We start from the raw sequence: 26,233 nt of genomic DNA on the forward strand, positions 1-26,233 counted from the left end.
TAGCTTTAGGTCTTGCAGTAGTTAAAGACGAGGTTTTTATTGAAAAGCAAACGTTTGTTGCTATCGATTTCTCGTACAAAGTACAATTAAACGATGCCTTAGATTTGTTTATGGGTATTAAAGCTGGTGGTAATAACTACGAGGTAAACACAAGTGGTTTACAAACGTATACTACTCAACAAGATCCAAGTTTACAATCTATTTCACGTTTTAATCCAAACATTGGTATTGGTTTTTATTTGAAACACAAAGATTATTATGTATCTTTTTCTACACCTAAAATGTTGGATACCAAAAGAGCTAAAAACGAAGAAGGTTTTGCTACAGCGGCTACCGATCAAGCACATTATTATTTCTCAGCAGGGAGAACTTTTGAAGTGACCCCTTCTATAGACTTAGTGCCTTCGATTATGGTACGTTATGTAAACGGAGCTCCTTTTTCAACAGATTTTACCACTACGGCGAAATTTGATGATAAATTTGATTTAGGGGTTACTTACAGAACGGATCTTTCGTTTGCTGGTTTAGCTAAGATTAACGTAAGCAAGAAATTTGCATTAGGATATGCTTATGAGTACAGTTTACGTAGTGAGTTGTTAGGTAGAGCAAACGGTTCAAACGAATTCTATTTGCAGTATCGGTTTTAAGAATTGGATTTTTGCAATTTGAAATGTGAAACGGAACTTATTTCTTGTAAAAATTATTATGTTCCACATACTCCCATACTTTATTAGGCAACATTGGAACTACATTTTTACCGTTTTTAATGCTTTCGCGAATGAATGTTGAGGACAATTCAATTATAGGCGCACCCACCCGGTGAATTTTAGGATGGTTCACAAATTGCGCATCTATCTCACCTGAATTCACTCGTGGATAGACATAAATAGCATGATTTTGCAAGATAACTTCGTGGTTTTTCCACTTGTGAAGCGAGTTCAAATTGTCTTCGCCCATGAGTAAGGAAAACTCATGTTTCGGAAATTTTTCTTGTAAATGTGCTAAGGTTTTTACCGTGTAATTCGGTTGTGGTAATTTGAATTCAATATCCGAAGGGCGAATTTTTGGGAAATCTTCGGTGGCCAAATGCACCATGTGCAATCGATGGTAATCCTCTAATAACGAACTTTTTTGTTTGTGCGGATTATGCGGCGTAACCACCATCCAAATTTGATTCAAATCGGTGTTCTCTGCCATGTGATTGGCAATAATTAAATGTCCAATATGAATTGGATTAAACGTTCCGAAATACAATCCGATTTTCATTATTTTAGTAATTACTCTTTATTTATAAAATCTTTTACCAATTGATACGCATCTTCTTTTGCGACCTCTAAATCATAATTTTTAATAATCGTATCAAATTGGGGAGCTGTTGCTAATTCGACAGAGGCTTTGGCAATGCGCATGTTGATTTTGTCTTCGCTTTCTGTAGACCGTTGTTTTAAGCGACGTTTGAGTTCGTCAACACTAGGGGGTTTTACAAAAACAGCTAAGGTCTCATTCGGAAATTTATGCTTTATGCGCAAACCTCCAGCCACATCGATGTCAAAAATCACATGTTTTCCAAGGGCCCAAATGCGTTCTACTTCGGCTTTTAAAGTACCATAAAAATTGTCGGTATATACTTCTTCCCATTCTACGAAATCTTCGGCTTTAATGTGCTTTTTGAATGCATCCCAAGAAATAAAATAATAATCTTTTCCATGTACTTCTTCACCACGAGGTTCGCGTGTAGTACACGAAATGGAGAATTCTAAATTTAATTCGGGTTGGGCTAATAAATGGCGTACTATAGTGGTTTTTCCTGAACCTGATGGCGCTGAGAATACTAATAATTTTCCGTTGTTCATTGTGTTGTTATTTTAATCTAAAAAACTAAAGTATTGAAAAAATTTAAAAGATTTATTTTTTTATTGGGAGTTTTCCGAAAGTCACTGTAAACGCTCCGTTTTCTTTTTTAAATTTTAAAGGTAATTCGCCATTTTTTTCTAATCCCCATTCTTCTAACATGTCGCCATTTACAAAAATTATAGCAACATTTAAATCAGAATTTTTCTTTAAATTTAACAGCCAATTTACATCCTCTTGAAGTTTCTTCTTTGACCCAGAATATTTATTCCAATTTTGAAAGATATAATAATCAGCTATTGGCAAATCTTCTTTTTCGATACTTTTTCCGCTTAAATCACATAACACGCTTAAGTAAGTATTCATAGAAAGACCATTGCCGTCTTTACAAGGAGCATAATTTTGATCGAAATTTTTGAAGGCATTTTGCATTTGAATACCGCCACATTCTTCTGTACCTAGATAACAATATTTTTCACCAGTTGACTTAAAAAGTAAAAGATCTACATTCATGCCTAGTAGAATATTATTTAGAATTTCTTCTTGGTTTCCTTTTTCTTTTACGTTCATAAAATAGGTTGGCTCGTTTGGCAAAACTGAAGCAAAGTATGATGAAAGCTCCTTTTTTCCCTCTACTTTCGGATTTTTAAACCCAGCTAATGTTTTTACGACTGTTCCACAAGAAGAAAGCGTTACAAGTAAAAGTATAGAATAAAATAGAGTTTTTGTCATTGTGTTATTATTTTTGCCATGTATTAAAGGATTATAAGGATATTAATCCGTGAAAATTTTGTAATCTGTGGCATAAACTATAAAACGTTTAACACTTGCTCTTTAATCTTTTCCAATTCATCTTTCATCATTACCACCAATTTTTGCATTTCGGTATGGTTGGATTTAGAACCCATGGTATTGATTTCTCTTCCCATTTCTTGGGTAATGAATCCTAATTTTCTTCCATTTGCTTCGGATCCATTCAAGGTTTCTAAGAAATAGTTTAAATGGTTGCCCAAACGCACTTTTTCTTCGGTAATATCGTATTTTTCTAAATAAAAAATCAATTCTTGTTCAAAACGATTTTCATCAACATTCACTTTAAGTTCGTCTAGAGCAGTGCGCAAACGAGTTTTTACTGTTTCCACCCTTTCGGCATCATAAGAAACCGCTTCGTTCATTAAGTTATTGATATTGGAAATACGCAATTGAAATTCTTTTTCTAATGAACCACCTTCGTCTTTTCTAAAATTTGCAATGTTATCCAAGGCTTCATCAATCACGGTTTGGATTTTTTTCCATTCGTTGGCATCAATTTCGTCGCGCTCGGTTTTTAATGCATCGGGCATACGAACCGCCATTTTCATTAATTCCGTTTCATCTGCATTTGGAATCACGGCTTTCATCTGGTTGATGTAGCCATTTATAATTGGCACATTGATTTTTGAAGTCGTTTCTTCGCCAGTAACTTCTACATAAAGTGAAAAATCTACTTTTCCACGTTCTAATCGTTGCGAAATTTGATTGCGCAAACCCAATTCCATTTCACGAAAAACAGAGGGCATGCGTGTATTTAAGTCTAAACCTTTGCTGTTTAGCGATTTGATTTCTACAGTAATTTTTTTGGTAGGTAATTGCAAAGCTGCTTTCCCAAAACCCGTCATGGATTGTATCATAGTGTTATAAAAATGTCATCAAAGATAAGAAAAGTTCTTAGTAATTAGTGAAGAGTGATTAGTCCTTTCAAAAAACACTAAACACTAATTACTTGTCACTAGTACCTTTTTTCTGCGTTACCAAATAAACACCAACAAATATTAACACTGCTGAAATCAATTTCACTACACTCAAATCGTCTTTTCCTAAGCTTACGGCGAAAATGGTAGCAAAAAGAGGTTGTAAATAAATGAAAACAGCCACGGTTGTGGGTTTTAGTTCCCGCATGGAAATTAAATTTAGTAAATAGGTTAAGAAGGTTGAAAACACGACTACAAAACCAATTTTCCATAAAATATCAGTAGGTAAATGCTCAAAATGTATCGCTTGAAATTCGCTCCAACCAAAAGGTAGGACCATTAGGAATCCAAAGGTATAAATCCATTTTACAAACGTAAACGCGTTGTATTTATCCATTAATTTTTTTACAATAATCAAATAAAACCCATAAGAAACGGCATTAATAAACACCAATAAATTTCCTATGGAAGCATTGGGTGCATTCACCATCGATTTGCCGTAGAGAATTAAAGTCGTAGTACCGGCCAATCCCAACACAATCCCAACTATTTTTCGATTTTCCATACGTTCTTTCATAATGAAAGCGGATAACACCAAAACAATCATGGGCGTGGTCACCATCAATACGGCTCCCATAATCGGGGAAGTATAGCTCAATCCTTTAAAAAAGGTCAGCATGTTCAAGGCCACGCCAAACAAAGCGGCTGCAATTATTCTGGGAAAATCAGTTTTGGCAATTTTTTCTTTGGGACCAAAAAATGAAAGCAACCAAAATAACACTACAGAACCACCCACACGCAAAACGATAAACCCAAAAGCATCGACATATTTGGGCATAACGTCTTTAGCAATCGTAAAAGTTACGCCGTAAATAATGGAAACTAAGGTAGCGGCAAATAACGCCCAATTTCTTTTAGACACTTTGAAGAGCTTTCGTTAATTTAAGGACATTGGGTTGTGAGTTTCCGATAAAAATTTCGTCATTAAAAAGAACAACAGGACGACTCAAAAAGGTATAATGTTCCAAAAGATATTTTTTATAATCGGTTTCCGTTAGATTTTTATCTTTTAAACCTAACGATTTATACAATTGGGCTTTTTTACTAAAAAGCGCTTCGTAACTTCCTGAAAGTTGGTACATTTCTTTTAAATCGCTTTCCGAAATTGGATTTTGACGAATATCAATAAAGGCCAATTTATTTGAATGGGGTAACGATTTGATTATTTTTCGGCACGTATCGCACGATGCCAAATAATATATTTTGTTCATTTTATGTTTTTTTCATTAGCAGCCACAAAAATACAGTCTTTTGAATTCTAAAAATCAGTAATTTTATAAAAAAATAATACGCATGGAAGCAACTTTTAAAATTTGGCAAACCAGCCGAAAATTATATCTGAATTTTTTCGACAATTATACCTTAGAACAGTTGAACACGATTCCACCTGGAATGAGCAATAACTTGATTTGGAACTTGGGACACGCCATGGTTTCCCAACAAAAATTGGCCTATGGATTATCGGGATTGCCGATGCATATTTCAGACCAACTTTTTGAAAAATACCAAAACGGTTCGCGTCCCGATGGAAACACATCGCAGGCCGAGGTGGATGAAATTAAAAAATTATTGGCTGAATTGGTTGAAAAAACGCAAGCCGATTTTGAAGCGGGGATTTTCTCAGCCTTTCATCCCTATCAAACAAAAACCGGATTTTATTTGGGCTCGTTACAAGAAGCTCTAGCCTTTAACAATTACCATGAAGGCGTACATTTAGGAATCATGCTACAAATTAAGAAATTCCTGTAAACTTATTACCTTTGTAAAAAATAGACAAATGAAATTCAATACCAAAACCATACACGGTGGTCAACATCATGAAAAAATAACGGGAGCTGTTATGCCTCCTGTATTTCAAACCTCAACTTATGTACAAACAAGTCCCGGAAAACCAGTAGGGGATTACGAGTACAGCAGGGCATCAAATCCTACAAGAACGGCTTTAGAAGATGCGCTTGCAAGCATAGAAAATGGTGCAAGAGGCTTGGCTTTTTCTTCGGGTTTAGCGGCAACCGATTGTTTATTACGACTGTTCAAAGCCGGTGATGAGATCATTGCAATGGACGATTTATATGGGGGAACATATCGATTATTTACCCGTTTGTATAAAGATAGCGGTATCAAATTTCATTTTGTTGACATGAATGATTTGGATAAATTCCAAGCGTTGATCAATGAAAACACCAAATTGGTATGGGTTGAAACACCTACCAATCCATTAATGAAACTAGCCGATATCGCTGCCATTGCACAAATTACTAAAAAGCACAACATCTTATTTGCAGTGGATAACACATTTGCAACACCTTATTTGCAAAAACCGTTGGATTTAGGAGCTGATATTGTAATGCATTCGGCCACAAAATATTTGGGGGGTCATTCCGATGTAATTGCAGGAGCCTTAATCATCAAAGACAAAGCATTAGGGGAAGAATTGCATTTCAAACAATTTGCTACAGGTGCCACCTTAGGGCCAATGGATTCTTTTTTGGTTTTACGAGGCATTAAAACCTTGCATTTGCGCGTGCAACGTCATTGTGAGAACGGCGAAAAAGTAGCCGCTTATTTGGACAAGCACTCTTTGGTGGAACGCGTATATTACCCTGGACTAGCATCGCATCCGTTTCATGAAATTGCCAAAAAACAAATGAGTGGTTTTGGCGGTATGGTCACGTTCACTTTCAAATCGGGGAAGAAAGAAGATGCTATTAAATTCTTAGAAAATTTAAAAGTGTTTACATTGGCAGAATCATTAGGTGGCGTAGAATCATTGGCCAATCATCCGGCACTTATGACCCATGCATCCATTCCAGAAGACAAACGAAAAGAAGTTGGGATTTCCGATGATTTAGTTCGCTTAAGTGTGGGTGTAGAAGACATTGAAGATTTACTTCAAGATTTAGAACAAGCATTCAAAGGATAAACCAAGCCATGATTTATTAATAGTAAGGAGAACCAATAGCTTTTTCAGGTTCTTTTTTAATAATTCAGAAATACTTGTATATTTGTCAATCTAACGCAAACGTTTTCATTGACACAAAAAATAGAAAGTTAAAGCCCCATGATGAAGAAAAAAATACATGATTTTATGGCGCAAGTTGAAGCCAAAAATCCTAATGAACCCGAATTTATTCAAGCCGTACGAGAATTTGCGGAAACCGTAATTCCTTTTATTGCTGATAACAAAAAATACGACGGAAAAAATTTATTATTGCGCATTGCAGAGCCCGAAAGAGCAATTATTTTTAGAGTGCCATGGGTTGACGATAATGGAGAAATCCAAGTAAATAGAGGATTTAGAATCCAAATGAATTCGGCTATTGGGCCTTACAAAGGAGGGATTCGTTTTCACAATACAGTAAATTTATCGGTATTAAAGTTTTTGGCTTTCGAACAAGTTTTCAAAAACAGTTTAACCACATTACCTATGGGTGGTGGTAAAGGAGGGTCAGATTTTGATCCACAAGGCAAATCAGATGCAGAAGTAATGCGTTTTTGTCAATCATTCATGACGGAGTTATGTCGTCATATTGGCCCTGATTTAGACGTACCTGCTGGAGATATTGGTGTGGGCGCTCGAGAAATCGGTTATATGTTTGGCCAATACAAACGCATTAGAAATGAATTTACGGGTGTACTAACCGGAAAAGGATTGGCCTATGGAGGGTCTTTAATACGCCCTGAAGCCACCGGATATGGTGTAGTTTATTTCACAGAACAAATGCTTAAAACCAGAGGAGAAAAAATTTCAGGTAAAACCGTTGCTATTTCAGGTTTTGGAAATGTAGCTTGGGGAGTAGCGTTAAAAATCAATGAATTGGGCGGAAAATTAGTAACTATTTCAGGTCCTGATGGCTATATTTATGATGCAGCTGGAATTTCTGGTGATAAAATTGAATTTATGTTGGACATGCGAGCTAGCGGCGATAACAGAGTCGAAGCGTATGTGGAGAAATATCCAAAGGCAGTTTTCCATAAAGGAAAAAGTCCTTGGGAAGCAAAAGTAGATATTGCGATTCCATGTGCCACTCAAAATGAATTGACGGAAGCAGATGCTAAAAAATTGATTGCAAATGGTGTGATATGTGTTACAGAAGCAGCAAACATGCCGTGTACTTTAGATGCTATCAAACAATTTTTAGATGCCAAAGTATTATTTGCACCTGGAAAAGCCGCAAATGCGGGTGGAGTAGCCGCATCTGGACTAGAAATGACACAAAATTCTATCCGTTTAAATTGGACCAGTGAAGAAGTAGACATGCGTTTAAAAGACATCATGGTGGGTATTCACAGCCAATGTAAAACCTATGGAACCGATCCAGACGGTTATGTAAACTATGTAAAAGGAGCCAATATTGCCGGTTTTGTTAAAGTAGCCGATGCCATGTTAGCACAAGGAGTTGTATAATCTAATGCAATAAAAATAATTCAGCGCTTTCATTCATTTGAAGGCGCTTTTTTTTGGGGAAATATCAAAATTGAAATTAATTCGTTTATAGTATATTTGTAGTAAATAATCGGAATGAAGCAATCGGTTTACATTTTTGTTTTTTTTCTTTCACATGTTTTGTTTGCCCAATCAAACAATCAATTGTGGAAGGGCTATTTTTCGTATAATGAAATTGTAGATGTATCCGCTGGTTCTGGAATAGTATTAGCCGCCACTCAAAATACCGTTTTTTCACAAACAACGGCTTCTTCTGAATCGACAATTCACAATTCAATTACGGGTTTTAAACCCGAAGCCATTACCGCGCTTCATTATTCAGAAACGACACGTAAAATTTTTGCAGGAAATGCAAACGGATTACTCTTGGTAATTCAACCCGACGGATCGGTGACAACTAAAGTCGATATCATCAACGAAGTACCCGTAGCGCCGAATAAAAAGAAAATCAATGATTTGTATGAATACAATGGTCGTATATACTTGGCCACCGATTATGGTATTTCGGTAGTAGACGCTACTACTTTAGAGTTCATTAGCACTTATTTTATTGGAACTGCCGGCGAAGAAACAGCCGTGAAGCAAACTACTGTTTTAGGCGGCGAAATATATGCGGTTACTCGCGATTTTGGCATTCGAAAAGCAACAGTTTCCAATCCCAACCTTTTTGATTTCAATCAATGGCAAACGTTTACAACCGGAACTTGGACTGGGATTGTGACGTTCAATAATCAAATAATTGCCATGAATGCCGATGCAAAAACGTATAGATTTACCGGCCCTTTGCCGCAAGTTATTCTCAATCAAGCCCAACCCGGATTAAAGTTAAAGACCAACGGCTCTGAGTTAATCATCACAACAATGAATCACGTTTTTGTGTTAAATCAAACTTTTACGCAACGCGCTAATATTACTTCCATTCCAAATTTTTCAGTATCATTTACTGCGGCTACGGTAGTGGAAAATAAAATATATATCGGTACACAAAAAGATGGGTTGTTTTCCACCGATTTAACAAATCCAGCTGTTTTTGAAAATTTATCCCCTAATGGTCCGCTTCAAAATTATATTTTTCGCGTAAAAAAAGCGCCTAATTTATTGTGGACCGTTTATGGCGATTACACCTTTGATTACAACCCATTTCCGCTTGACGAATTGGGAATAAGTAATTACGATGCAGATTTAGGTTGGAAAACCATCCCATATTCTGATGTGCTGGAAGCTAAATGTTTATCGGATATAGCCATTAACCCAATACAGCCCAATAATATTTTTATCAGTTCTTATTTTTCGGGTGTGCTAGAGCTAACAGGCGAAACGATTTTTCTACACGATGCATCCAATTCTGGACCTAGCGGTTTGGAGCCCTTTACCCCTCAACCTTGGGTATTGAATAACAGCCCTGCCTTTGATAAAAACGGAAATTTATGGGTAACCAATCGAGGAACAGATAAAGCTTTAAAAGTACTACGCACTTCCAATCAATGGCAATCTTATGACATTGGAGATTACATCACCAATGGAAGGTTTGCGCCCATGGCCATCGATAAAAACCAAACCAAGTGGCTTCCTACTCGAGACGATGGAGTAATTGCGTTCAATGACACACAAAACAATAAAACTTTGGTCATCAATTCTGAAAGCGGATTGCCGTCTACCAATGTGTTGTGTGTGGCATTAGACAACCGAAACCAACTCTGGATTGGAACCGAAGCAGGTCTTCGTGTTCTGTCTAGTGTAGATCAATTTCTTCAACAAAACGAACTCAACGTATCCAGTATTATTATTCAAGAGGGAGATTTAGCCCAAGAGTTGTTTTACCAACAATTGATCGTAGACATTGCAGTTGATGGCGCCAACCGAAAATGGGTTGCTATTGAAAACGGTGGCGTTTTCTTGGTCACTGCCGATGGGCAACAGACCATTTATCGATTCGACACCTCAAATTCACCGTTACCTAGCAATACGGTAAATGATATTGAAGTTGATGGGGTTTCCGGAGAAGTTTTTTTTGCAACAGACAAGGGAATGGTCTCTTTTTTAGGAACGTCAACCCAACCCAGCGATAATTTAGCCGATGTTTTCGTGTATCCAAATCCGGTTCGACCGGGTTTTTCAGGGACTGTAAAAATTAGCGGATTGACCGATAAAGCTACTGTAAAAATTACCGATATCGAGGGAAATTTAGTGCATGAAACCACTACGGCTGGCGGAACTATTGAGTGGGATACAACCGCCTTCGGAAAATATAGAGTGGCAACTGGGGTATATATGATTTTTATTTCCTCAGAGGACGGATTACAAACCGCCGTAAAAAAAGTAATGATAATTCGATAAGCATGATAGAAAAAAATGCGTTTGATTTTCTGAGGCTATTTTTTGCAGTATCCATTTTTTTTTGCCATTTGGCAGAACTCTCAATGAATGAAGAACTTCAGTTTCTCTTGTCAATTTTTAGCGCAAGTATTTCGGTAAAAGCGTTTTTTGTCATCAGTGGTTTTTTAATTGCTAAGAGTTATGCAAAAAGCACCTCACTCAAACAGTATTTTATTAAAAGAGCCAAACGCATACTACCGGCTTATGTTTTTGTCATTCTCTTGTCAACGGTTATCCTGTTTTTTGTTTCTAATCTTTCGGCAGGCCAGTATTTTACAAACCCAAATACATTTCGCTATATGGGTTGGAATATGGTTTTCATGAACTTTATGCAGCCTTGTTTGCCCGGCGTTTTTGATCACAATTTTAGTTGTTCGGTAAATGGAGCCTTGTGGACGTTAAAAATCGAGGAGGGGTTTTATCTTTTGATTCCGTTATTGTTCTATTTTTTTCATAAAATGAAAAATAAAACGGTACTACTCATTGTGCTCTATTGCTGTTCAATTGCTTATTTTCAATTGCTTTCCAACTATTTTCAACTCCCCATTCTTGCGAAACAATTGCCGGGATACCTGTCTTATTTTTCCGTAGGGATGTTGTTGTATTTTAATTTTCAAACCGTACAAAAATTCAATAAGCCTTTATTGTTTGGCGCTATTTTGGTTTTTATAATTATGCTTTACCAGTACAATGCCTATTTGTTTCCATTGAGCTTAGGATTGCTGGTAATTCTATTGGCGTATAATTTACCCTTTTTAAACAATTTTGGGAAGTATGGTGATTTTACGTACGGCATATATATTTTTCATTTTCCTATCATTCAAGTCTTCAAGCACTTTGGATTATTTGAACAATACAACCCTTTTTTGGTGGGCACGATGATTTGCTTCGTAACGATACTAATGGCTTTATTTTCCTGGTTTTTTATTGAGGTGAAATTTTTAGACAGATACAAAAAAAAAGCCATCGCATGCAAGTAAAAACCAAAGCCATTGTTCTTTCTTCTCTAAAATATCAAGAAAAAAGCTTGATTGTAAAATGCTTTACCGAAAGTGATGGACTAAAAAGTTATTTTGTGCCCAGCGCCTATTCGGCTAAAAAAGCGAATCAAAAAATTGCCTATTTTCAACCCTTAACAGTATTAGAAATTGAAGCCAGTCACAAGAATAAAGGCACTTTAGAGCACTTTAAAGAGATTCGTTTGGCACACAGTTATTACACAATTACTACCGATATTGTTAAAAGTACCCTAGTGATATTTCTTTCCGAAATTTTACACCATGCCATTAAGGAAGAAGAGAAAAATCAAAATTTATTTTCTTTTTTAGAAACTGCTTTGTTATGGTTGGATACCCACGATGAGGTTACTAATTTTCACTTGATATTAATGACCGAAGTTACCAAATATTTAGGGTTTTATCCCGACGATTCCGAAATTGATTATCCGTATTTCGATAGTAAAGAAGGGTATTTTACCCCCTTTCAAAACGCCTATACACTCAGCGATCATGAAACACATGTGTTCAAACGGTTGTTGCAATTAAAATTTGATTCAGATCAAAAAGTGTTTGCAGGATCGGAACGCCAAGTACTCCTTAAAATCCTTTTGGATTACTATACCTTGCATTTAGAGGGTTTTAAAAAACCAAAATCGCTAGAAGTGCTCAAAGAAGTTTTTTCGTAACCGACAACTTTTGCCCTTTACCTTTTGCCTTTTACCTTTAAATCATTACTTTCGCAAATTGATTTAAGTAAGCGACAAAATGAGTACAAAATTTACTGAATACAAAGGACTTGACTTGCCCACAGTGGCATCCGAAGTTCTTGATTTTTGGAAAAAAAACAACATCTTTGAACAATCAGTAACTTCACGTGAAGGCGCCACGCCGTATGTGTTTTTTGAAGGACCACCATCTGCAAATGGATTGCCCGGAATTCACCACGTAATGGCGCGTGCGATTAAAGATATTTTTTGTCGTTATAAAACTCAAAAAGGCTACCAAGTTAAGCGTAAAGCAGGCTGGGATACACACGGTTTGCCAGTAGAATTAGGAACAGAAAAGGAATTAGGCATCACCAAAGAAGATATCGGTAAAACCATATCGGTAACTGAATACAACGAAGCGTGTAAAAAAACAGTAATGCGTTACACGGATGTGTGGAATGACTTAACTGAAAAAATGGGGTATTGGGTAGATATGGAAGATCCGTATGTGACGTATAAATCCAAATACATGGAAACCGTTTGGTGGTTGCTCAAACAAATTTACAACAAAGATTTATTATACAAAGGCTATACTATTCAGCCGTATTCTCCGAAAGCAGGAACGGGCTTGTCTTCGCACGAAGTGAATCAGCCAGGATCGTACCGCGATGTAACCGACACGACAATTGTTGCTCAGTTTAAAACTAAAGAAGACACTTTACCAAGCTTTTTTCACGGGTTTGGTATCGTTCATTTCTTGGCTTGGACGACAACACCTTGGACGTTGCCATCAAACACAGCACTAACTGTTGGTCCAAAAATCGATTATGTGTTGGTGAAAACCTTCAATCAATACACGTTTGAACCTGTCAATGTTGTTTTGGCTAAAAGTTTACTAGCGAAACAATTCGGCGGAAAATATTTTGTAGCCGAATCGGAAGCAGATTTTGCCCATTTTACATCGGAAGATAAAAAGATCCCTTACCAAATTCTAGCCGAAGCAAAAGGAGCAGATTTAGTAGGAATTCGATACGAGCAGTTGATGCCATTGGCCTTGCCATATCAACATCCTGAAAATGCCTTTAGAGTTATTTCTGGCGATTTTGTTACTACTGAAGGCGGAACTGGAATTGTACATACCGCACCTACTTTTGGCGCAGACGATGCTAAAGTAGCGGCAGCAGCAACACCAGAAGTGCCGCCCCTGTTAGTGTTGGACGAAAACGGAAATCCGGTCCCTTTGGTTGATTTACAAGGAAAATTCGTTTCGGGGTTAGGCGCGTTATCTGGTAAATATGTTAAAAATGAATATTACAACGAAGGAGAAGCCCCAGAACGCTCAGCTGACGTGGAAATAGCCATCCAATTAAAAGAAGAAAACAAAGCCTTTAAGGTTGAAAAATACGTACACAGTTATCCGCATTGTTGGAGAACAGACAAACCAATTTTATACTATCCTTTAGATTCATGGTTCATTAAAGTAACCGAAATCAAAGATAGAATGTTTGACCTTAACGAAACCATCAACTGGAAGCCTAAAGCAACCGGAGAAGGGCGTTTTGGAAATTGGTTAAAAAACGCTAACGATTGGAATTTATCGCGTTCTCGTTATTGGGGCATTCCATTGCCTATTTGGAGAACAGAAGATGGAACGGAAGAACTATTGGTAGGTTCTGTGGAAGAATTGTACAACGAAATTGAAAAAGCGATTGCCGCTGGTATCCAAACTGAAAATCCATACAAAGGATTTAAAAGTGGAGACATGAGCGAAGCCAATTACGATTTGGTGGATTTGCATAAAAATGTTGTGGATTCCATAGTATTGGTTTCACCATCTGGAAAACCCATGAAACGTGAATCGGACTTGATTGACGTTTGGTTTGATTCGGGCGCGATGCCATACGCTCAATGGCATTATCCTTTTGAAAACAAGGATTTAATTGACGCAAACAAAGCGTTTCCAGCCGATTTCATTGCGGAAGGGGTAGACCAAACAAGAGGTTGGTTTTATACACTTCACGCTATCGGAACCTTGGTTTTTGATAAAATTGCTTATAAAAACGTAGTATCTAATGGATTGGTGTTAGACAAAAACGGACAAAAAATGTCGAAACGTTTGGGGAATGCCGTAGATCCATTTGAAACCTTGAAGGAATACGGTCCCGATGCCACGCGTTGGTATATGATTGCCAATGCCAACCCTTGGGACAATTTAAAATTTGACATCGAAGGAGTCGCTGAAGTTCGTAGAAAATTCTTCGGTACGCTTTACAATACCTATTCGTTTTTTGCTTTGTATGCAAATATTGACGGATTTACCTACAGTGAAGCAGAAATTCCGGTGGCTGAACGTCCAGAAATTGACCGTTGGATCTTGTCGGAATTGCATACATTAATTCAAGAAGTTGACGAAGCGTACGCCGATTATGAACCTACAAGAGCTGCTAGAGCAATTTCCGATTTTGTACAAGAAAACCTAAGCAACTGGTATGTTCGTTTGTGTAGAAGAAGATTCTGGAAAGGCGATTATGCCCAAGATAAGATTGCAGCATATCAAACTTTATACACATGTTTGGTGACTGTTGCCAAATTAGGAGCACCGATTGCGCCATTTTTTATGGACCAACTTTACAAAGATTTAACGGCAGCAACATCTTCAGAAAATTTTGACAGCGTACATTTGGCGAAATTCCCTGAATCAGTTGAAAACTTTGTTGATAAATCGTTGGAAAGCAAAATGTTAAAGGCACAAACGGTTTCTTCCTTAGTGTTATCCCTGCGAAAAAAGGAAATGATTAAGGTGCGCCAACCGCTGCAAAAGGTTATGATTCCGGTACTTGACGCCATTCAACGTGCTGAAATCGAGGCAGTTTCTGACCTGATAAAAGCTGAGGTAAATGTGAAAGAAGTGGTGTTGTTAGATGATGCTTCGGGGATATTGGTAAAGCAAATTAAGCCTAATTTCAAAACGTTAGGACCTCGTTTCGGAAAAGATATGGGGCTGATTTCCAACAAGATACAAGGATTTAGCCCGATTGAAATTGCAAAATTAGAACGCGATAATGCATTGGAAATAGATATTGCTGGAAAAAGCATAATTTTAACACTTGCCGATGTGGAAATTTCTTCACAAGATATTGAAGGATGGTTAGTGGCCAATGCAAACGGAATTACGGTGGCTTTAGACATTACCATTTCGGATGAATTGCGCAAAGAGGGAATTGCTAGAGAATTGGTCAATCGAATTCAGAACATTAGAAAAGATTCTGGATTTGAAGTTACCGATAAAATTGTGGTTAAACTGGAGAAAAATGTACAATTAGAAGCAGCCGTAGCGGCAAACTTGACTTACATTAAGTCGGAAACATTAACCGACACTCTAGTATTTGAAGATACAATAGCAATGGGAATCGAAATTGAATTTGATGACATTAAAACCAACATCTTCATTTCAAAATAATTAAAAGAGAAACAAATAAAGTGTAATATAAAAATTGAAAGTATGATAGAGGAGCAAATGCGATATTCTGACGCAGACTTAGCAGAATTCAAAGCCTTAATTCAGGCTAAATTAGAAAAAGCAAAAGGGGATTTGGAATTGATAAAGAGTGCCTACATGAACGATTTAAATAACGGTACAGATGATACATCGCCAACATTTAAAGCGTTTGAAGAAGGCAGCGAAACGATGAGTAAGGAAGCCAATTCACAATTGGCCATTCGTCAAGAAAAATTCATTAGAGATTTAAAAAATGCCTTAATTCGTATCGAAAATAAAACCTACGGATTGTGTAAAGTTACCGGTAAGTTAATTAGTAAAGAACGTTTAAAAATCGTTCCGCATGCTACGATGAGCATCGAAGCTAAAAATTTACAACGTTAATCTTTTTACAAAATTTTATTAACGCTCCATTTGGAGCGTTTTTTATTTGATAAAAACCACTATTTTTGCTAAAAATTTTTGCAAATGTCATTAAAAAAAGCCTACATACTAATTGTTAGTATTTTACTCATCGATCAAATTTCGAAGCTCTATGTGAAAACACATTTTTTCATCAATGAAGAAGTGAAAGTATTCGATTGGTTTCGAATTCATTTTATAGAAAATGAAGGCATGGCTTGGGGAGCAGAAATTCCTGGAGAATATGGAAAGTTATTTTTAACGCTTTTTAGAATCATTGCTGTTGGTGGAATTGCATGGTGGTTATGGGATTCAGTAAAAAAGAAGGCTTCAAATTTTCTTATTGTAGCCATAGCTTTAATTTTCACAGGCGCTCTAGGAAATATTATCGATTCGGTATTTTATGGGGTTATTTTTAACGACAGTTACCACCAAGTGGCAACAGCTTTTACAGAAAATCCATACGGAACTTGGTTCCATGGAGAAGTAGTAGATATGTTTTATTTTCCCATTTGGGAAGGAAATCTTCCTTCTTGGTTGCCTGTTTGGGGTGGAAAACACTTTACATTTTTTAATGCCATATTCAATGTTGCTGATTTTGCGATTTCAACAGGTGTTGGGATTTTAATCGTGTTCAATAAAAGGGCGTTTGCTCATACGGAGAAAAAGGAAGAAGTTGTTACTACAGAAAATTAAAACGCTATAATATTATCTGGCGTTACACAAAAATTCAATTTCACATCTGTCGAGGTTACATCCTCAATACTTTCTTCTGGAGGGAAGAACGACAACCCAATTTTAATCGTTTCGGGGTTGCATTTATTTAGAAAGTTATCGTAAAAGCCTTTGCCATAACCCACACGATTCCCTTTTATGTCATAAGCTAATAACGGCACAAAAACCACTTCAATTTTCGCATCAGGTACTTCTAAACCATCAACGGGTTCTGGAACGTTGTAACTGTTTTTTTTGATTTTGGTATTATCCGTTAATAAAAAATGCGTCATTCCTAAAGTGGTAAAGTCGCACTTCGAAATCACAATTTCTTTATCTTTTCCGGCTAAAATCTGTAAAATATATTCGGTATTGATTTCTTTTTGTTCTTCAATCGTTAAAAACAAATGATAATATAATTTGTCCCAAATGTCCATGCGCAACAATTGATTTGCTATTGCCAAACTTTTATCTTCAATTTCTTCTTGAGATAATTGTTGTCTTTTAGCTTTTGCCTTTTGTCGTACGTAATTTTTATTCATTTTCAAGTAAGGTTGAAATGTGAAATATTGCATCGCCTTGATAAATAATAGGGGCATCGTTTACATTAATAATATAACCCGCATGAGACGCTTTTACTTTGTGCTCTACTTTTCCATAAGGGTCTGAAATGGCGGCCAGTACATCTCCTTTTTTTACGTAACTACCAATAGTAGTTAAACCGTGAAACATGCCCGAATATTTTGCTCTAATCCAGTTTGATTTTTCAATGTAAATTGAATCGTGTTGGGGATCACTCACTTTCTTTTTGGAATTTAACATGCCCAAATGGTTTAAAAATCGCTTAGTACCTTCTAAGGCTTCCAGGGTGATTTTTTCGTTGATGTCCAATGATTTCCCTCCTTCAAACAACAGCATTTTTACATTTAATTTATCACAGGAATTTCGAAAAGTTCCCGAAATGTTTTTTGAATACAAGGTAAATGGAGCATTGAATACGTCGGATAGTTCTTTTAACTCTGGATTTTCGGGAACAATTCTAATTTGGGGTGCGTTAAATCTACTGGCGCCACCGGCATGAAAATCAATAGCATAATCTACATGCGGCATAATTTCTTTTAAAATATAATAAGCAAATCGACTGGCTAGTGAACCGGTTTTGCTCCCCGGAAAAACCCGGTTTAAATCGCGTCCGTCTGGAAATTCACGGGTTTGGTTAACAAAGCCAAAAATATTAATAATCGGGATACAAATGATGGTACCGCATTTAGGCTTGTTTATTTTTTGAACGATGAGCTGCCGCACAATTTCGGTCCCATTGATTTCATCTCCATGCAAACAGGCAGAAAATAAGACCGTTGGACCAGCTATTTTTGAACGTTCCACAATGATCGGAATTTTCAGTTTGGTCATGGTGTGCAACTTTGCAATTTCCATGTTGATGGTTTTGCTTTCTCCGGCTAAAATGGTTTCTTTAAGAATCCTAAGTGGTTTTGTGGCAGTCATGGTATAAATTCTGAAGTGCTAAAAATACAAAAAGTTCTAGCACAAGAGCAAGAACCCGTTCAAATATCCCAATTTTTAATCTTCATGTTGAAAAAACAATACAATTGGACCCTTTAAGGGCCTTCTTTGTGTCCCGAAGTTTGGGATTAACGGTTAAAAAACTTTAAGAATTCAAAAACAAATCTCCTATCTTTGTGCTGTACTCTTTTTTTCTTCACCCATGCAAGCACCTTTAGAACTTCAAATCCAAACACTACCCGACAATCCCGGGGTGTATCAGTATTATGATAAGGAGGGGAAAATTTTATATGTTGGTAAAGCAAAAAACTTAAAAAAGAGAGTACAATCATATTTCACAAAAAACCACGATAATTACAAAACGGCGGTATTGGTGAAAAAAATCGCAAGCATCAAGCACATTGTGGTTCCTACGGAATCGGATGCGTTATTGCTTGAAAACAATTTGATAAAAAAATTACAACCGCGCTATAATGTAATGCTTCGGGATGATAAGACCTATCCTTGGATTTGCATCAAAAACGAACGGTTTCCCCGTATTTTTTCGACCCGAAAAATGATCAAAGACGGTTCCGAGTATTATGGCCCTTATACCAGTTTTAAAACAGTGCATACCCTTTTGGACATGATTACGGCTTTGTATCCGTTGCGCACCTGTACTTATGATTTGTCAAAGGCCAATATTGATGCCGGAAAATATAAAGTGTGTTTGGAATATCATATTGGTAATTGTAAAGGACCATGTGAATCCCATGAAACTTTTGAGAATTACCAAAAACAAGTCGAAAAAATAAGACACATCTTAAAGGGAAATTTCAAAGAAAGTTTGAAAGATTTTAAGATTACGATGATCGATTTGGCCAAGAAAATGGAGTTTGAAGCCGCTCAAAAAATCAAAGAAAAGATAGCGGTCTTAGAAAATTATCAATCGAGATCAACTATAATCAACCCAAAAATATCCAACATTGACGTGTTTTCCATTTTATCTGACGAAACGACGGCCTATGTTAACTTTTTACAAATTTCGCACGGCGCTATTATTCGTTCGCATACCTTAGATATTAAGAAAAAATTGGATGAAAGTAACGAGGATTTGTTGGCACTTGCGGTGGTTGAATTGCGCGAGCGTTTTCAATTGAATGCAACAGAGGTCATCGTGCCTTTTCCGCTCGATTTGGGAGAAAAAATTAAAGTTACCGTACCCCAATTGGGCGATAAAAAGCAAATTTTAGACTTATCCGAGCGCAACGCAAAATATTATCGATTGGAACAGTTAAAGCAAATTCAAATTGTAGATCCAGAACGGCATACCAATCGCATTATGGCACAAATGCAGAAAGATTTGCGTTTATCAAAAGAGCCAAGGCATATTGAATGTTTTGATAATTCAAATATTCAAGGCACAAATCCAGTATCGGCTTGCGTGGTGTTTAAAGACGGAAAACCGAGTAAAAAAGACTACCGCCATTTTAACATTAAAACCGTAGAAGGGCCTAATGATTTTGCTTCTATGGAAGAAGTTGTATACCGACGCTATAGCAGGATGTTAGATGAGAATCAGCCGTTGCCGCAATTAATAATTATTGATGGAGGTAAAGGCCAATTGTCGTCGGCTTTAAAAAGTATTGACGAATTAGGTTTGCGTGGAAAAATAGCCATCATTGGCATCGCAAAACGCCTCGAGGAATTGTATTATCCAGGCGATTCGGCTCCGTTGTATTTGGATAAGAAATCGGAAACACTCAAAGTGATTCAATATTTGCGTAATGAAGCCCATCGATTTGGCATTACACACCATCGCGATCAAAGGAGTAAATCGGCACTAACTAACAGTCTAGAGTCCATTCCAGGAATTGGTGAAATGACGATGATTACTTTGATGAAAAAATTTAAAAGCGTAAAAAGATTACAATTGGCCTCTGTTGAATCCATTGCTGAAGCAGTAGGGCTTTCAAAAGCCAAAAAAATTTCCGACTTTTACAAGAATAAGTAAGGATTATGAACAAGTACCTTATAAGGATTTGCCTGATGTTGTTTTTCCAACTGAGTGTTGGACAAGAAGCCTCGCGCCCAAAAGTTGGCTTGGTATTGAGCGGAGGCGGTGCAAAAGGTTTGGCGCATATTGGAGTATTAAAAACCCTTGATTCCTTAAACATAAAAGTCGATTATATAGCCGGCACTAGCATGGGAGCTGTGGTGGGCGGTTTGTATGCTGCAGGCTATAGTGCCCGCCAATTGGATTCCATTTTTTCTGCGCTTGATGTTAATGCTTTGTTACAAGATTATACGCCTCGAGAATCTAAATCGTTTTATGAAAAGCGAAACGACGAGATGTATGCCTTAACCTTGCCTTTCACTAATTTTAAATTAGGGCTTCCTTCAGGATTGTCAAAGGGGTTGTACAATTACAATTTAATTTCAAGGCTCACAAAGCATGTCAGTCATGAAAGAGAATTCAACAAGTTACCTATCCCTTTTTTGTGTGTCGCCACCGATTTGGAAACTGGAGAACAAGTAGTTTTAGAAAAAGGGATTTTAGCCGAGGCAATTATTGCAAGTGGCGCAATACCCACGCTCTATAGCCCTATAGAAATTAACGAACGAATTCTTATTGATGGGGGTGTCGTAAATAACTATCCTGTGGAAGAGTTGAAAAACAGAGGGATGGATTTTATCATCGGAGTCGATGTGCAAGAAGGGTTAAAAAATAGGGTACAATTAAAAGATGTTACTACTGTTCTTTCCCAGATTAACAACTTTTCGATGATTGAAAAAATGGATGAAAAGCGAAAGCTTACCAACATATACATCAACCCAGACATTAAAGGATATTCGGCTGTTTCTTTTGATAAAGGATTAGAAATTATTAAGAAAGGAAACGAGAGGGCCAATGCATTTTGTAGTTCGTTAATGGCCTTGAGGTATGATCAAAACAGGTATATAAAATCCATTAAAAATGATTCTATTACACTAGCGGATATTTCCTCAAATAAATTAGAAAATTACACCAGAGCCTATATTTTAGGGAAATTAAAAATCAAAAAAAATACAACCATTACGCACGCTCAATTGGAAAAAGGGATTTCAAACTTAAATGCCACTCATAATTTTAGTGCCATTTCGTATTCCTTTGAAAAAATCGATAAAGGGGAAAGATTGGTACTTCATTTAAAAGAAAATACGACCAACACTTTTTTAAAATTTGGATTGCATTATGATGATTTATACAAAAGCGGGGTGCTGGTTAACTATACACATAAAAAAATCATTACCAAAAATGATGTAGTGGCTTTAGATGTTATACTTGGAGATAACTTCAGGTACAATTTTGATTATTATTTAGATAATGGATTTTATTGGAGTTTTGGAGTGAATTCTAAATTAAATACGTTCAATCGAAATATTTCAACCGATTTTGAAAACGGAGTTGTGTTTACCGACCTGGGCATCAATTCCATTAACATAGACTTTACCGAATTAACCAACCAAGCCTATTTGCAAACCTTATTTGCTCAAAAATTTTCAGTGGGTGCAGGGGTCGAATTTAAGTATCTAAAGATCCAGTCACAAACCCTTCAAAATACAACACCGGTTTTTGATAGAAGTGATTATTTATCGGCTTTTGGGTTTTTAAAATACGATTCCTTCAACCAAAAATACTTTCCAAATAAAGGCTGGTCATTTGCTGGGGAGTTAAAATCATATTTATATTCTTCAGACTATACGCAACAATTCAAACGGTTTTCAATTGCAAAAACTGAAGGGAGTATTGTTTTCCAACCGTTGAAAAAGTGTACCATTAAATTACAAACCGAAATCGGGTTTGCTATTGGTCGACGAACGATCTCGTTCTTTGACTTTGTTCTAGGAGGCTATGGATTTGTGCCTACTAATAATTTTAAACCGTTTTTTGGATATGATTTTTTAAGTATAGCTGGCGATAGTTATATCAAACAAACCTTTACAGTGGATTACGAATTTTATAAAAAACACCACCTTAATTTCACAGGGAATTTTGCCACGATAGGCAATCGTATCTTTGAACAAACTTCAGGATGGTTAGAACGTCCAAAGCACAGTGGCTATGCACTAGGCTATGGAATGGAATCTATTGTTGGGCCTATAGAAATCAAACATTCTTGGTCGCCCGAAACAGGAAATCATTTTACTTGGTTTTCCATCGGCTTTTGGTTTTAAATGCATTAAATCAATAAAAAAAATACATTTAATGCAATTTTCTGTCGTATTGTTTTTAAAAAAGTTTATTTTTGGAATTCAAATTTTAAATAATTAGTTATGTCTATTTGGAGAGTTAAACCAGTTTCTGCCTTTGAAGCAGATATGAAAAAAAGTGAATTGAAGAAAGTTCTCGGAAAATGGAGTTTGACTGCAATTGGTGTAGGAGCTATTATTGGAGGAGGAATTTTTGTATTAACAGGAACAGGAGCCTATTATCATGCAGGACCTGCCTTGGCAATCTCTTTCATTATTGCTGGTATTGCCTGTGTTTTTGCAGCACTTTGTTATTCAGAGTTTGCTTCTATTTTACCTGTTGAAGGTTCGGCGTATGCCTATGCATATGGAACCATCGGAGAAATATTCGCTTGGATTATCGGTTGGGGATTAATTTTAGAATATGCCATGGGCTCCATGACCGTTGCGGTCTCGTGGTCGGGTTATTTTAACAAACTCCTCAAAATGTTTGGCATAAAACTTCCCGAGTGGCTAACTTCCGATCCGGCAAGTTATACCGGAGAAGGGTTTTCCATGAATTTGCCTGCTTTTTTAATTGTGCTTTTTGTTATTTCCATCTTAATTAAAGGAACACAAAGCGCTGCAAAAGCAAATAACATGATTGTTATTCTTAAAGTATCAGCAATTATTTTTGTAATTATCGCGGGGGCTTTCTTTATAAACATAGAAAACTGGACGCCTTTTATTCCAGAAGCTACTAAAATTGTAGATGGCGAAACCACTCATGAAGCATATGGTGTTACCGGAATTGTTTCTGGGGCAGCAGCTATCTTTTTTGCTTATGTTGGTTTTGACGCCGTTTCAACGCAAGCGGGAGAAGCAAAAAACCCTAAGAAAGATGTGCCTTTTGCTATTATTGCTTCTTTATTAATTTGTACGGTATTGTATATTTTGGTTTCTTTAGTATTAACCGGAATGATGAATTATAAAGATTTTGATCCACTAGGACAGTATCCAGACGCTATTAAAGCACCGGTAGCGTACGCTTTTGATATCGCAGGACAAGCTTGGGCAGGTTACATCATAACCATCGCCGCAACGGTAGGATTAATCTCAGTATTAATGGTAATGATTATGGGACAGTCAAGAATTTTCTTAGGAATGTCAAAAGACGGATTGATTCCTCAAGTGTTTTCAAGAATCAACCCAATTTCTGGAACGCCCAAAACAAACTTAATGATTTTAGGAGCTGTGATTGCAGTAGTAGCTGCTTTTACCCCTATTAATAAATTGGCCGACATGACCAGTTTTGGTACCTTATTTGCCTTTACAATGGTTTGTGTTGCGGTTTGGATTCTGAGAGTAAAACAACCTAACTTAGAAAGGACCTTCAAAGTACCAGCACTTCCAGTAATCGCTGTTTGTGGGATATTAATCAACACGTATTTGATGATTAATTTGAGCAAAGATGCGCAAATGCTTTCATTGGGCTGGTTGGCAATTGGTGTTGTAGTGTATTTCCTTTACGGCAAACGAAATGCTAAATTAGGCAAAGAAGAAAAATAAAAAATCAAGCCACTTTTATAGTGGCTTTTTTTAAATTTTTACGAAATTTGTAAGGTATGGAACCATTTTGGATAGGCTTATTGTCACATCTTAAATTCCTCATCAAGAGAAATCCTGAATGAGCACTCATTTTTTGATTAATTTGTATCGTTTTTAGTCAGCACTATAAACGCTTTAACCGTAACTTTTAAACAAAAAACACTATGCCAATATATCATAAATTAGGCGAAATTCCACGCAAACGACACACGCAATTTCGCAAAGCAAACGGCGATTTATATTATGAGCAATTGTTTGGTACGGTAGGGTTTGACGGTATGTCAACCAATTCCTATCACGAACAAAGACCTACTCAAGTCAAAGAAATCAGAAAACAATACAGTGTAGCACCAAAAATCGCTAAGACAAACAACATCCAATCCTATAAATTGAGGGGATTTGATGTGGCACCTCAAGATGATTATCTTGAAAGCCGAAAAATCGTATTGACCAATTCCGATTGTCATATTGTGTTAGCAGCGCCTCGAAAATCAACTCACGATTATTTTTATAAAAATACCGATTCGGATGAGGTGATTTTCATTCATAAAGGAACCGGAAAGCTGAGAACCATGTTAGGAAACTTAGATTTTAGCTACGGTGATTACCTTGTGGTTCCGCGTGGGATGATTTATAAAATGGATTTTGATACCGAAGACAATCGTTTGTTTATCGTTGAATCACATGCGCCGATTTATACTCCCAAACAATACAGAAACTGGTTCGGACAATTACTCGAGCATTCTCCTTTTTGTGAACGAGATATTCGTCGCCCTGAAGAATTAGAAACGTATAATGAAAACGGCGATTTTATCATTAAGGTAAAAAAGAAAGACGAAATTTTTGAAATGGTTTACGCTTCTCATCCTTTTGATGTAATTGGTTACGACGGATTTAATTATCCTTATGCCTTTTCAATTCATGATTTCGAACCGATTACGGGGAGAATTCATTTACCACCACCGGTACATCAAACTTTTGAAACCAGTGCTTTAGTAATCTGCTCATTTGTGCCTAGATTATACGACTATCATCCGTTATCAATTCCAGCTCCCTACAACCACAGCAACATCGATGCCGATGAGGTATTGTATTATGTGGATGGCGATTTTATGAGTAGAAATGATGTAAAACCTGGAAACATTTCGTTACATCCAGCCGGGATTCCGCACGGTCCCCACCCGGGTGCAGCCGAACGTAGCATTGGAAAAAAAGAAACCTTAGAACTAGCAGTAATGGTGGATACTTTCAAACCTTTAATGGTCACAGAAGAGGCCATGGGAATTGCAGACGACACCTACTATTTGTCTTGGTTGGATGCATAAAAAAATACAAAATAAGGATTTATTACCCCATAATATAATTTAGAATATGGCAAAAGAAATAGCATCTGTAGAATACGGATTAGAAAAAATATTTGAAGGAGCACAAGACTTTCTTCCCCTTTTAGGAACCGATTATGTAGAGTTTTATGTAGGAAACGCAAAACAAGCCGCTCATTTTTATAAAACAGCTTTCGGATTTCAGTCATTAGCCTATGCAGGGCTGGAAACAGGCGTTAAAGACAGGGCGTCTTATGTGTTAAAACAAGATAAAATCCGCTTGGTATTAACGACTGCTTTAAATAGTAATTCACAAATTGGAGAACACGTAAAGAAACACGGTGATGGTGTTAAAGTGATTGCGCTATGGGTAGAAGATGCCCGTCATTCTTACGAAGAAACAACCAAACGGGGCGCAAAATCTTATTTTGAACCTGTAGTTGAAAAAGATGAAAATGGAGAAGTGGTTCGCGCGGGTATTTATGGTGCTTACGGAGAAACAGTTTTCATTTTTGTAGAGCGTAAAAACTACAACGGCATATTCTTACCGGGATATAGTGAATGGAAATCGGATTACAATCCGGAACCCGTTGGTTTAAAATTTATTGACCACATGGTTGGAAATACAGGTTGGAACAGAATGAATGAAGCCGTAAAATGGTTTGAAGATGTAATGGGATTTGTGAATTTCCTTTCCTTCGATGACAAACAAATTACTACGGAATATTCGGCATTAATGTCTAAAGTAATGTCTAATGGTAACGGAAGAATTAAATTCCCTATCAACGAGCCCGCAGAAGGTAA

Annotated in this window: 23 protein-coding genes; 15 read left to right on the forward strand and 8 right to left on the reverse strand. The window is 36.8% G+C overall.

All coding sequences use genetic code 11. The annotated features are described in order from the left end of the window. A partial coding sequence (locus ACIQ6Z_RS04180) for a PorP/SprF family type IX secretion system membrane protein (RefSeq protein ID WP_396209679.1) occupies nucleotides 1-647 on the forward strand: 647 nt, incomplete at its 5' end. Nucleotides 648-684: 37 nt separating this feature from the next. Here the strand turns inward: ACIQ6Z_RS04180 and nadD are convergent. The 6 genes from nadD to ACIQ6Z_RS04210 all read right to left on the reverse strand — a co-directional run bounded on the left by nadD (nucleotide 685) and on the right by ACIQ6Z_RS04210 (nucleotide 4,852). Continuing rightward, a complete protein-coding gene (nadD, locus tag ACIQ6Z_RS04185; protein WP_396209680.1) occupies nucleotides 685-1,266 on the reverse strand; it encodes a nicotinate (nicotinamide) nucleotide adenylyltransferase in 582 nt (193 codons plus the stop codon). Between the two features lie 11 nt (nucleotides 1,267-1,277). Beyond that, nucleotides 1,278-1,853, reverse strand: a complete 576-nt coding sequence (gene gmk, locus ACIQ6Z_RS04190) for a guanylate kinase (protein WP_396209681.1) — start codon at nucleotides 1,851-1,853, stop codon at nucleotides 1,278-1,280. A gap of 52 nt (nucleotides 1,854-1,905) precedes the next feature. Next, on the reverse strand, nucleotides 1,906-2,583 hold the full coding sequence (locus tag ACIQ6Z_RS04195; protein ID WP_396209682.1) for a hypothetical protein: 678 nt from the start codon (nucleotides 2,581-2,583) through the stop codon (nucleotides 1,906-1,908). Between the two features lie 77 nt (nucleotides 2,584-2,660). Then, on the reverse strand, nucleotides 2,661-3,521 hold the full coding sequence (locus ACIQ6Z_RS04200) for a YicC/YloC family endoribonuclease (protein WP_396209683.1): 861 nt from the start codon (nucleotides 3,519-3,521) through the stop codon (nucleotides 2,661-2,663). Nucleotides 3,522-3,609: 88 nt separating this feature from the next. Then, the gene (locus tag ACIQ6Z_RS04205; protein ID WP_396209684.1) at nucleotides 3,610-4,503 is read right to left on the reverse strand and encodes a DMT family transporter; all 894 of its coding nucleotides are present in this window, start codon (nucleotides 4,501-4,503) and stop codon (nucleotides 3,610-3,612) included. Beyond that, on the reverse strand, nucleotides 4,496-4,852 hold the full coding sequence (locus ACIQ6Z_RS04210; RefSeq protein WP_396209685.1) for an arsenate reductase family protein: 357 nt from the start codon (nucleotides 4,850-4,852) through the stop codon (nucleotides 4,496-4,498). Before ACIQ6Z_RS04210 ends, ACIQ6Z_RS04205 begins: the two co-directional genes overlap by 8 nt. Before the next feature lie 82 nt (nucleotides 4,853-4,934). Here ACIQ6Z_RS04210 and ACIQ6Z_RS04215 point away from each other — a divergent pair, with 82 nt between their 5' ends. The 9 genes from ACIQ6Z_RS04215 to ACIQ6Z_RS04255 all read left to right on the forward strand — a co-directional run bounded on the left by ACIQ6Z_RS04215 (nucleotide 4,935) and on the right by ACIQ6Z_RS04255 (nucleotide 16,766). Further along, nucleotides 4,935-5,390: a DinB family protein gene (locus ACIQ6Z_RS04215; RefSeq protein WP_396209686.1), complete on the forward strand. Its 456-nt coding sequence runs from the start codon at nucleotides 4,935-4,937 to the stop codon at nucleotides 5,388-5,390. Between the two features lie 28 nt (nucleotides 5,391-5,418). Beyond that, nucleotides 5,419-6,564 (forward strand): cystathionine gamma-synthase, encoded by a 1,146-nt coding sequence (locus tag ACIQ6Z_RS04220; protein WP_396209687.1) that lies wholly within the window; start codon nucleotides 5,419-5,421, stop codon nucleotides 6,562-6,564. A gap of 141 nt (nucleotides 6,565-6,705) precedes the next feature. Next, a complete protein-coding gene (gene gdhA / locus ACIQ6Z_RS04225; protein ID WP_396209688.1) occupies nucleotides 6,706-8,049 on the forward strand; it encodes an NADP-specific glutamate dehydrogenase in 1,344 nt (447 codons plus the stop codon). A 114-nt stretch (nucleotides 8,050-8,163) separates the two neighbouring features. Further along, complete coding sequence (locus ACIQ6Z_RS04230; RefSeq protein WP_396209689.1) at nucleotides 8,164-10,425, forward strand: two-component regulator propeller domain-containing protein; 2,262 nt, start codon at nucleotides 8,164-8,166, stop codon at nucleotides 10,423-10,425. 2 nt (nucleotides 10,426-10,427) lie between these two features. Beyond that, entirely contained in the window at nucleotides 10,428-11,444 is a 1,017-nt protein-coding gene (locus tag ACIQ6Z_RS04235) for an acyltransferase family protein (protein ID WP_396209690.1), read from the forward strand. Continuing rightward, on the forward strand, nucleotides 11,435-12,148 hold the full coding sequence (recO, locus tag ACIQ6Z_RS04240) for a DNA repair protein RecO (RefSeq protein WP_396209691.1): 714 nt from the start codon (nucleotides 11,435-11,437) through the stop codon (nucleotides 12,146-12,148). Before ACIQ6Z_RS04235 ends, recO begins: the two co-directional genes overlap by 10 nt. A 79-nt stretch (nucleotides 12,149-12,227) precedes the next feature. After that, entirely contained in the window at nucleotides 12,228-15,629 is a 3,402-nt protein-coding gene (ileS, locus tag ACIQ6Z_RS04245; RefSeq protein WP_396209692.1) for an isoleucine--tRNA ligase, read from the forward strand. 42 nt (nucleotides 15,630-15,671) lie between these two features. After that, nucleotides 15,672-16,052, forward strand: a complete 381-nt coding sequence (locus ACIQ6Z_RS04250; protein ID WP_396196643.1) for a TraR/DksA family transcriptional regulator — start codon at nucleotides 15,672-15,674, stop codon at nucleotides 16,050-16,052. Nucleotides 16,053-16,136: 84 nt separating this feature from the next. Next, a complete protein-coding gene (locus tag ACIQ6Z_RS04255) occupies nucleotides 16,137-16,766 on the forward strand; it encodes a lipoprotein signal peptidase (protein ID WP_396209693.1) in 630 nt (209 codons plus the stop codon). Here ACIQ6Z_RS04255 and ACIQ6Z_RS04260 read toward each other — a convergent pair. Beyond that, nucleotides 16,763-17,326: a 5-formyltetrahydrofolate cyclo-ligase gene (locus ACIQ6Z_RS04260; RefSeq protein WP_396209694.1), complete on the reverse strand. Its 564-nt coding sequence runs from the start codon at nucleotides 17,324-17,326 to the stop codon at nucleotides 16,763-16,765. The two genes, ACIQ6Z_RS04255 and ACIQ6Z_RS04260, sit on opposite strands and share 4 nt — an antisense overlap. Continuing rightward, nucleotides 17,319-18,290, reverse strand: coding sequence for a succinylglutamate desuccinylase/aspartoacylase family protein (locus ACIQ6Z_RS04265; protein ID WP_396209695.1), 972 nt, complete (start codon nucleotides 18,288-18,290; stop codon nucleotides 17,319-17,321). Before ACIQ6Z_RS04265 ends, ACIQ6Z_RS04260 begins: the two co-directional genes overlap by 8 nt. A gap of 220 nt (nucleotides 18,291-18,510) precedes the next feature. Between ACIQ6Z_RS04265 and uvrC the strand changes: the two genes are divergently transcribed. From uvrC to ACIQ6Z_RS04290, 5 genes are all read left to right on the forward strand, one after another. Beyond that, entirely contained in the window at nucleotides 18,511-20,301 is a 1,791-nt protein-coding gene (uvrC, locus tag ACIQ6Z_RS04270) for an excinuclease ABC subunit UvrC (protein WP_396209696.1), read from the forward strand. A gap of 5 nt (nucleotides 20,302-20,306) precedes the next feature. Next, nucleotides 20,307-22,505, forward strand: a complete 2,199-nt coding sequence (locus tag ACIQ6Z_RS04275) for a patatin-like phospholipase family protein (protein ID WP_396209697.1) — start codon at nucleotides 20,307-20,309, stop codon at nucleotides 22,503-22,505. Between the two features lie 99 nt (nucleotides 22,506-22,604). After that, the gene (locus ACIQ6Z_RS04280; protein WP_396209698.1) at nucleotides 22,605-24,068 is read left to right on the forward strand and encodes an APC family permease; all 1,464 of its coding nucleotides are present in this window, start codon (nucleotides 22,605-22,607) and stop codon (nucleotides 24,066-24,068) included. Nucleotides 24,069-24,271: 203 nt separating this feature from the next. Then, on the forward strand, nucleotides 24,272-25,432 hold the full coding sequence (locus tag ACIQ6Z_RS04285) for a homogentisate 1,2-dioxygenase (protein ID WP_396209699.1): 1,161 nt from the start codon (nucleotides 24,272-24,274) through the stop codon (nucleotides 25,430-25,432). Nucleotides 25,433-25,478: 46 nt separating this feature from the next. Further along, a partial coding sequence (locus ACIQ6Z_RS04290) for a 4-hydroxyphenylpyruvate dioxygenase family protein (RefSeq protein ID WP_396209700.1) occupies nucleotides 25,479-26,233 on the forward strand: 755 nt, incomplete at its 3' end.

The sequence above is a fragment of the Flavobacterium sp. genome (genome assembly GCF_044376915.1).
GTDB lineage: Bacteria > Bacteroidota > Bacteroidia > Flavobacteriales > Flavobacteriaceae > Flavobacterium.

What these genes read in the sequence shown, in the direction of transcription:
- nadD (WP_396209680.1), bottom strand. Translation starts at nt 1,266, where the DNA reads ATGAAAATCGGATTGTATTTCGGAACGTTTAATCCAATTCATATTGGA.
- gmk (WP_396209681.1), bottom strand. Translation starts at nt 1,853, where the DNA reads ATGAACAACGGAAAATTATTAGTATTCTCAGCGCCATCAGGTTCAGGA.
- ACIQ6Z_RS04195 (WP_396209682.1), bottom strand. Translation starts at nt 2,583, where the DNA reads ATGACAAAAACTCTATTTTATTCTATACTTTTACTTGTAACGCTTTCT.
- ACIQ6Z_RS04200 (WP_396209683.1), bottom strand. Translation starts at nt 3,521, where the DNA reads ATGATACAATCCATGACGGGTTTTGGGAAAGCAGCTTTGCAATTACCT.
- ACIQ6Z_RS04210 (WP_396209685.1), bottom strand. Translation starts at nt 4,852, where the DNA reads ATGAACAAAATATATTATTTGGCATCGTGCGATACGTGCCGAAAAATA.
- ACIQ6Z_RS04215 (WP_396209686.1), top strand. Translation starts at nt 4,935, where the DNA reads ATGGAAGCAACTTTTAAAATTTGGCAAACCAGCCGAAAATTATATCTG.
- ACIQ6Z_RS04220 (WP_396209687.1), top strand. Translation starts at nt 5,419, where the DNA reads ATGAAATTCAATACCAAAACCATACACGGTGGTCAACATCATGAAAAA.
- gdhA (WP_396209688.1), top strand. Translation starts at nt 6,706, where the DNA reads ATGAAGAAAAAAATACATGATTTTATGGCGCAAGTTGAAGCCAAAAAT.
- ACIQ6Z_RS04230 (WP_396209689.1), top strand. Translation starts at nt 8,164, where the DNA reads ATGAAGCAATCGGTTTACATTTTTGTTTTTTTTCTTTCACATGTTTTG.
- ACIQ6Z_RS04235 (WP_396209690.1), top strand. Translation starts at nt 10,428, where the DNA reads ATGATAGAAAAAAATGCGTTTGATTTTCTGAGGCTATTTTTTGCAGTA.
- recO (WP_396209691.1), top strand. Translation starts at nt 11,435, where the DNA reads ATGCAAGTAAAAACCAAAGCCATTGTTCTTTCTTCTCTAAAATATCAA.
- ileS (WP_396209692.1), top strand. Translation starts at nt 12,228, where the DNA reads ATGAGTACAAAATTTACTGAATACAAAGGACTTGACTTGCCCACAGTG.
- ACIQ6Z_RS04250 (WP_396196643.1), top strand. Translation starts at nt 15,672, where the DNA reads ATGATAGAGGAGCAAATGCGATATTCTGACGCAGACTTAGCAGAATTC.
- ACIQ6Z_RS04255 (WP_396209693.1), top strand. Translation starts at nt 16,137, where the DNA reads ATGTCATTAAAAAAAGCCTACATACTAATTGTTAGTATTTTACTCATC.
- ACIQ6Z_RS04260 (WP_396209694.1), bottom strand. Translation starts at nt 17,326, where the DNA reads ATGAATAAAAATTACGTACGACAAAAGGCAAAAGCTAAAAGACAACAA.
- ACIQ6Z_RS04265 (WP_396209695.1), bottom strand. Translation starts at nt 18,290, where the DNA reads ATGACTGCCACAAAACCACTTAGGATTCTTAAAGAAACCATTTTAGCC.
- uvrC (WP_396209696.1), top strand. Translation starts at nt 18,511, where the DNA reads ATGCAAGCACCTTTAGAACTTCAAATCCAAACACTACCCGACAATCCC.
- ACIQ6Z_RS04275 (WP_396209697.1), top strand. Translation starts at nt 20,307, where the DNA reads ATGAACAAGTACCTTATAAGGATTTGCCTGATGTTGTTTTTCCAACTG.
- ACIQ6Z_RS04280 (WP_396209698.1), top strand. Translation starts at nt 22,605, where the DNA reads ATGTCTATTTGGAGAGTTAAACCAGTTTCTGCCTTTGAAGCAGATATG.
- ACIQ6Z_RS04285 (WP_396209699.1), top strand. Translation starts at nt 24,272, where the DNA reads ATGCCAATATATCATAAATTAGGCGAAATTCCACGCAAACGACACACG.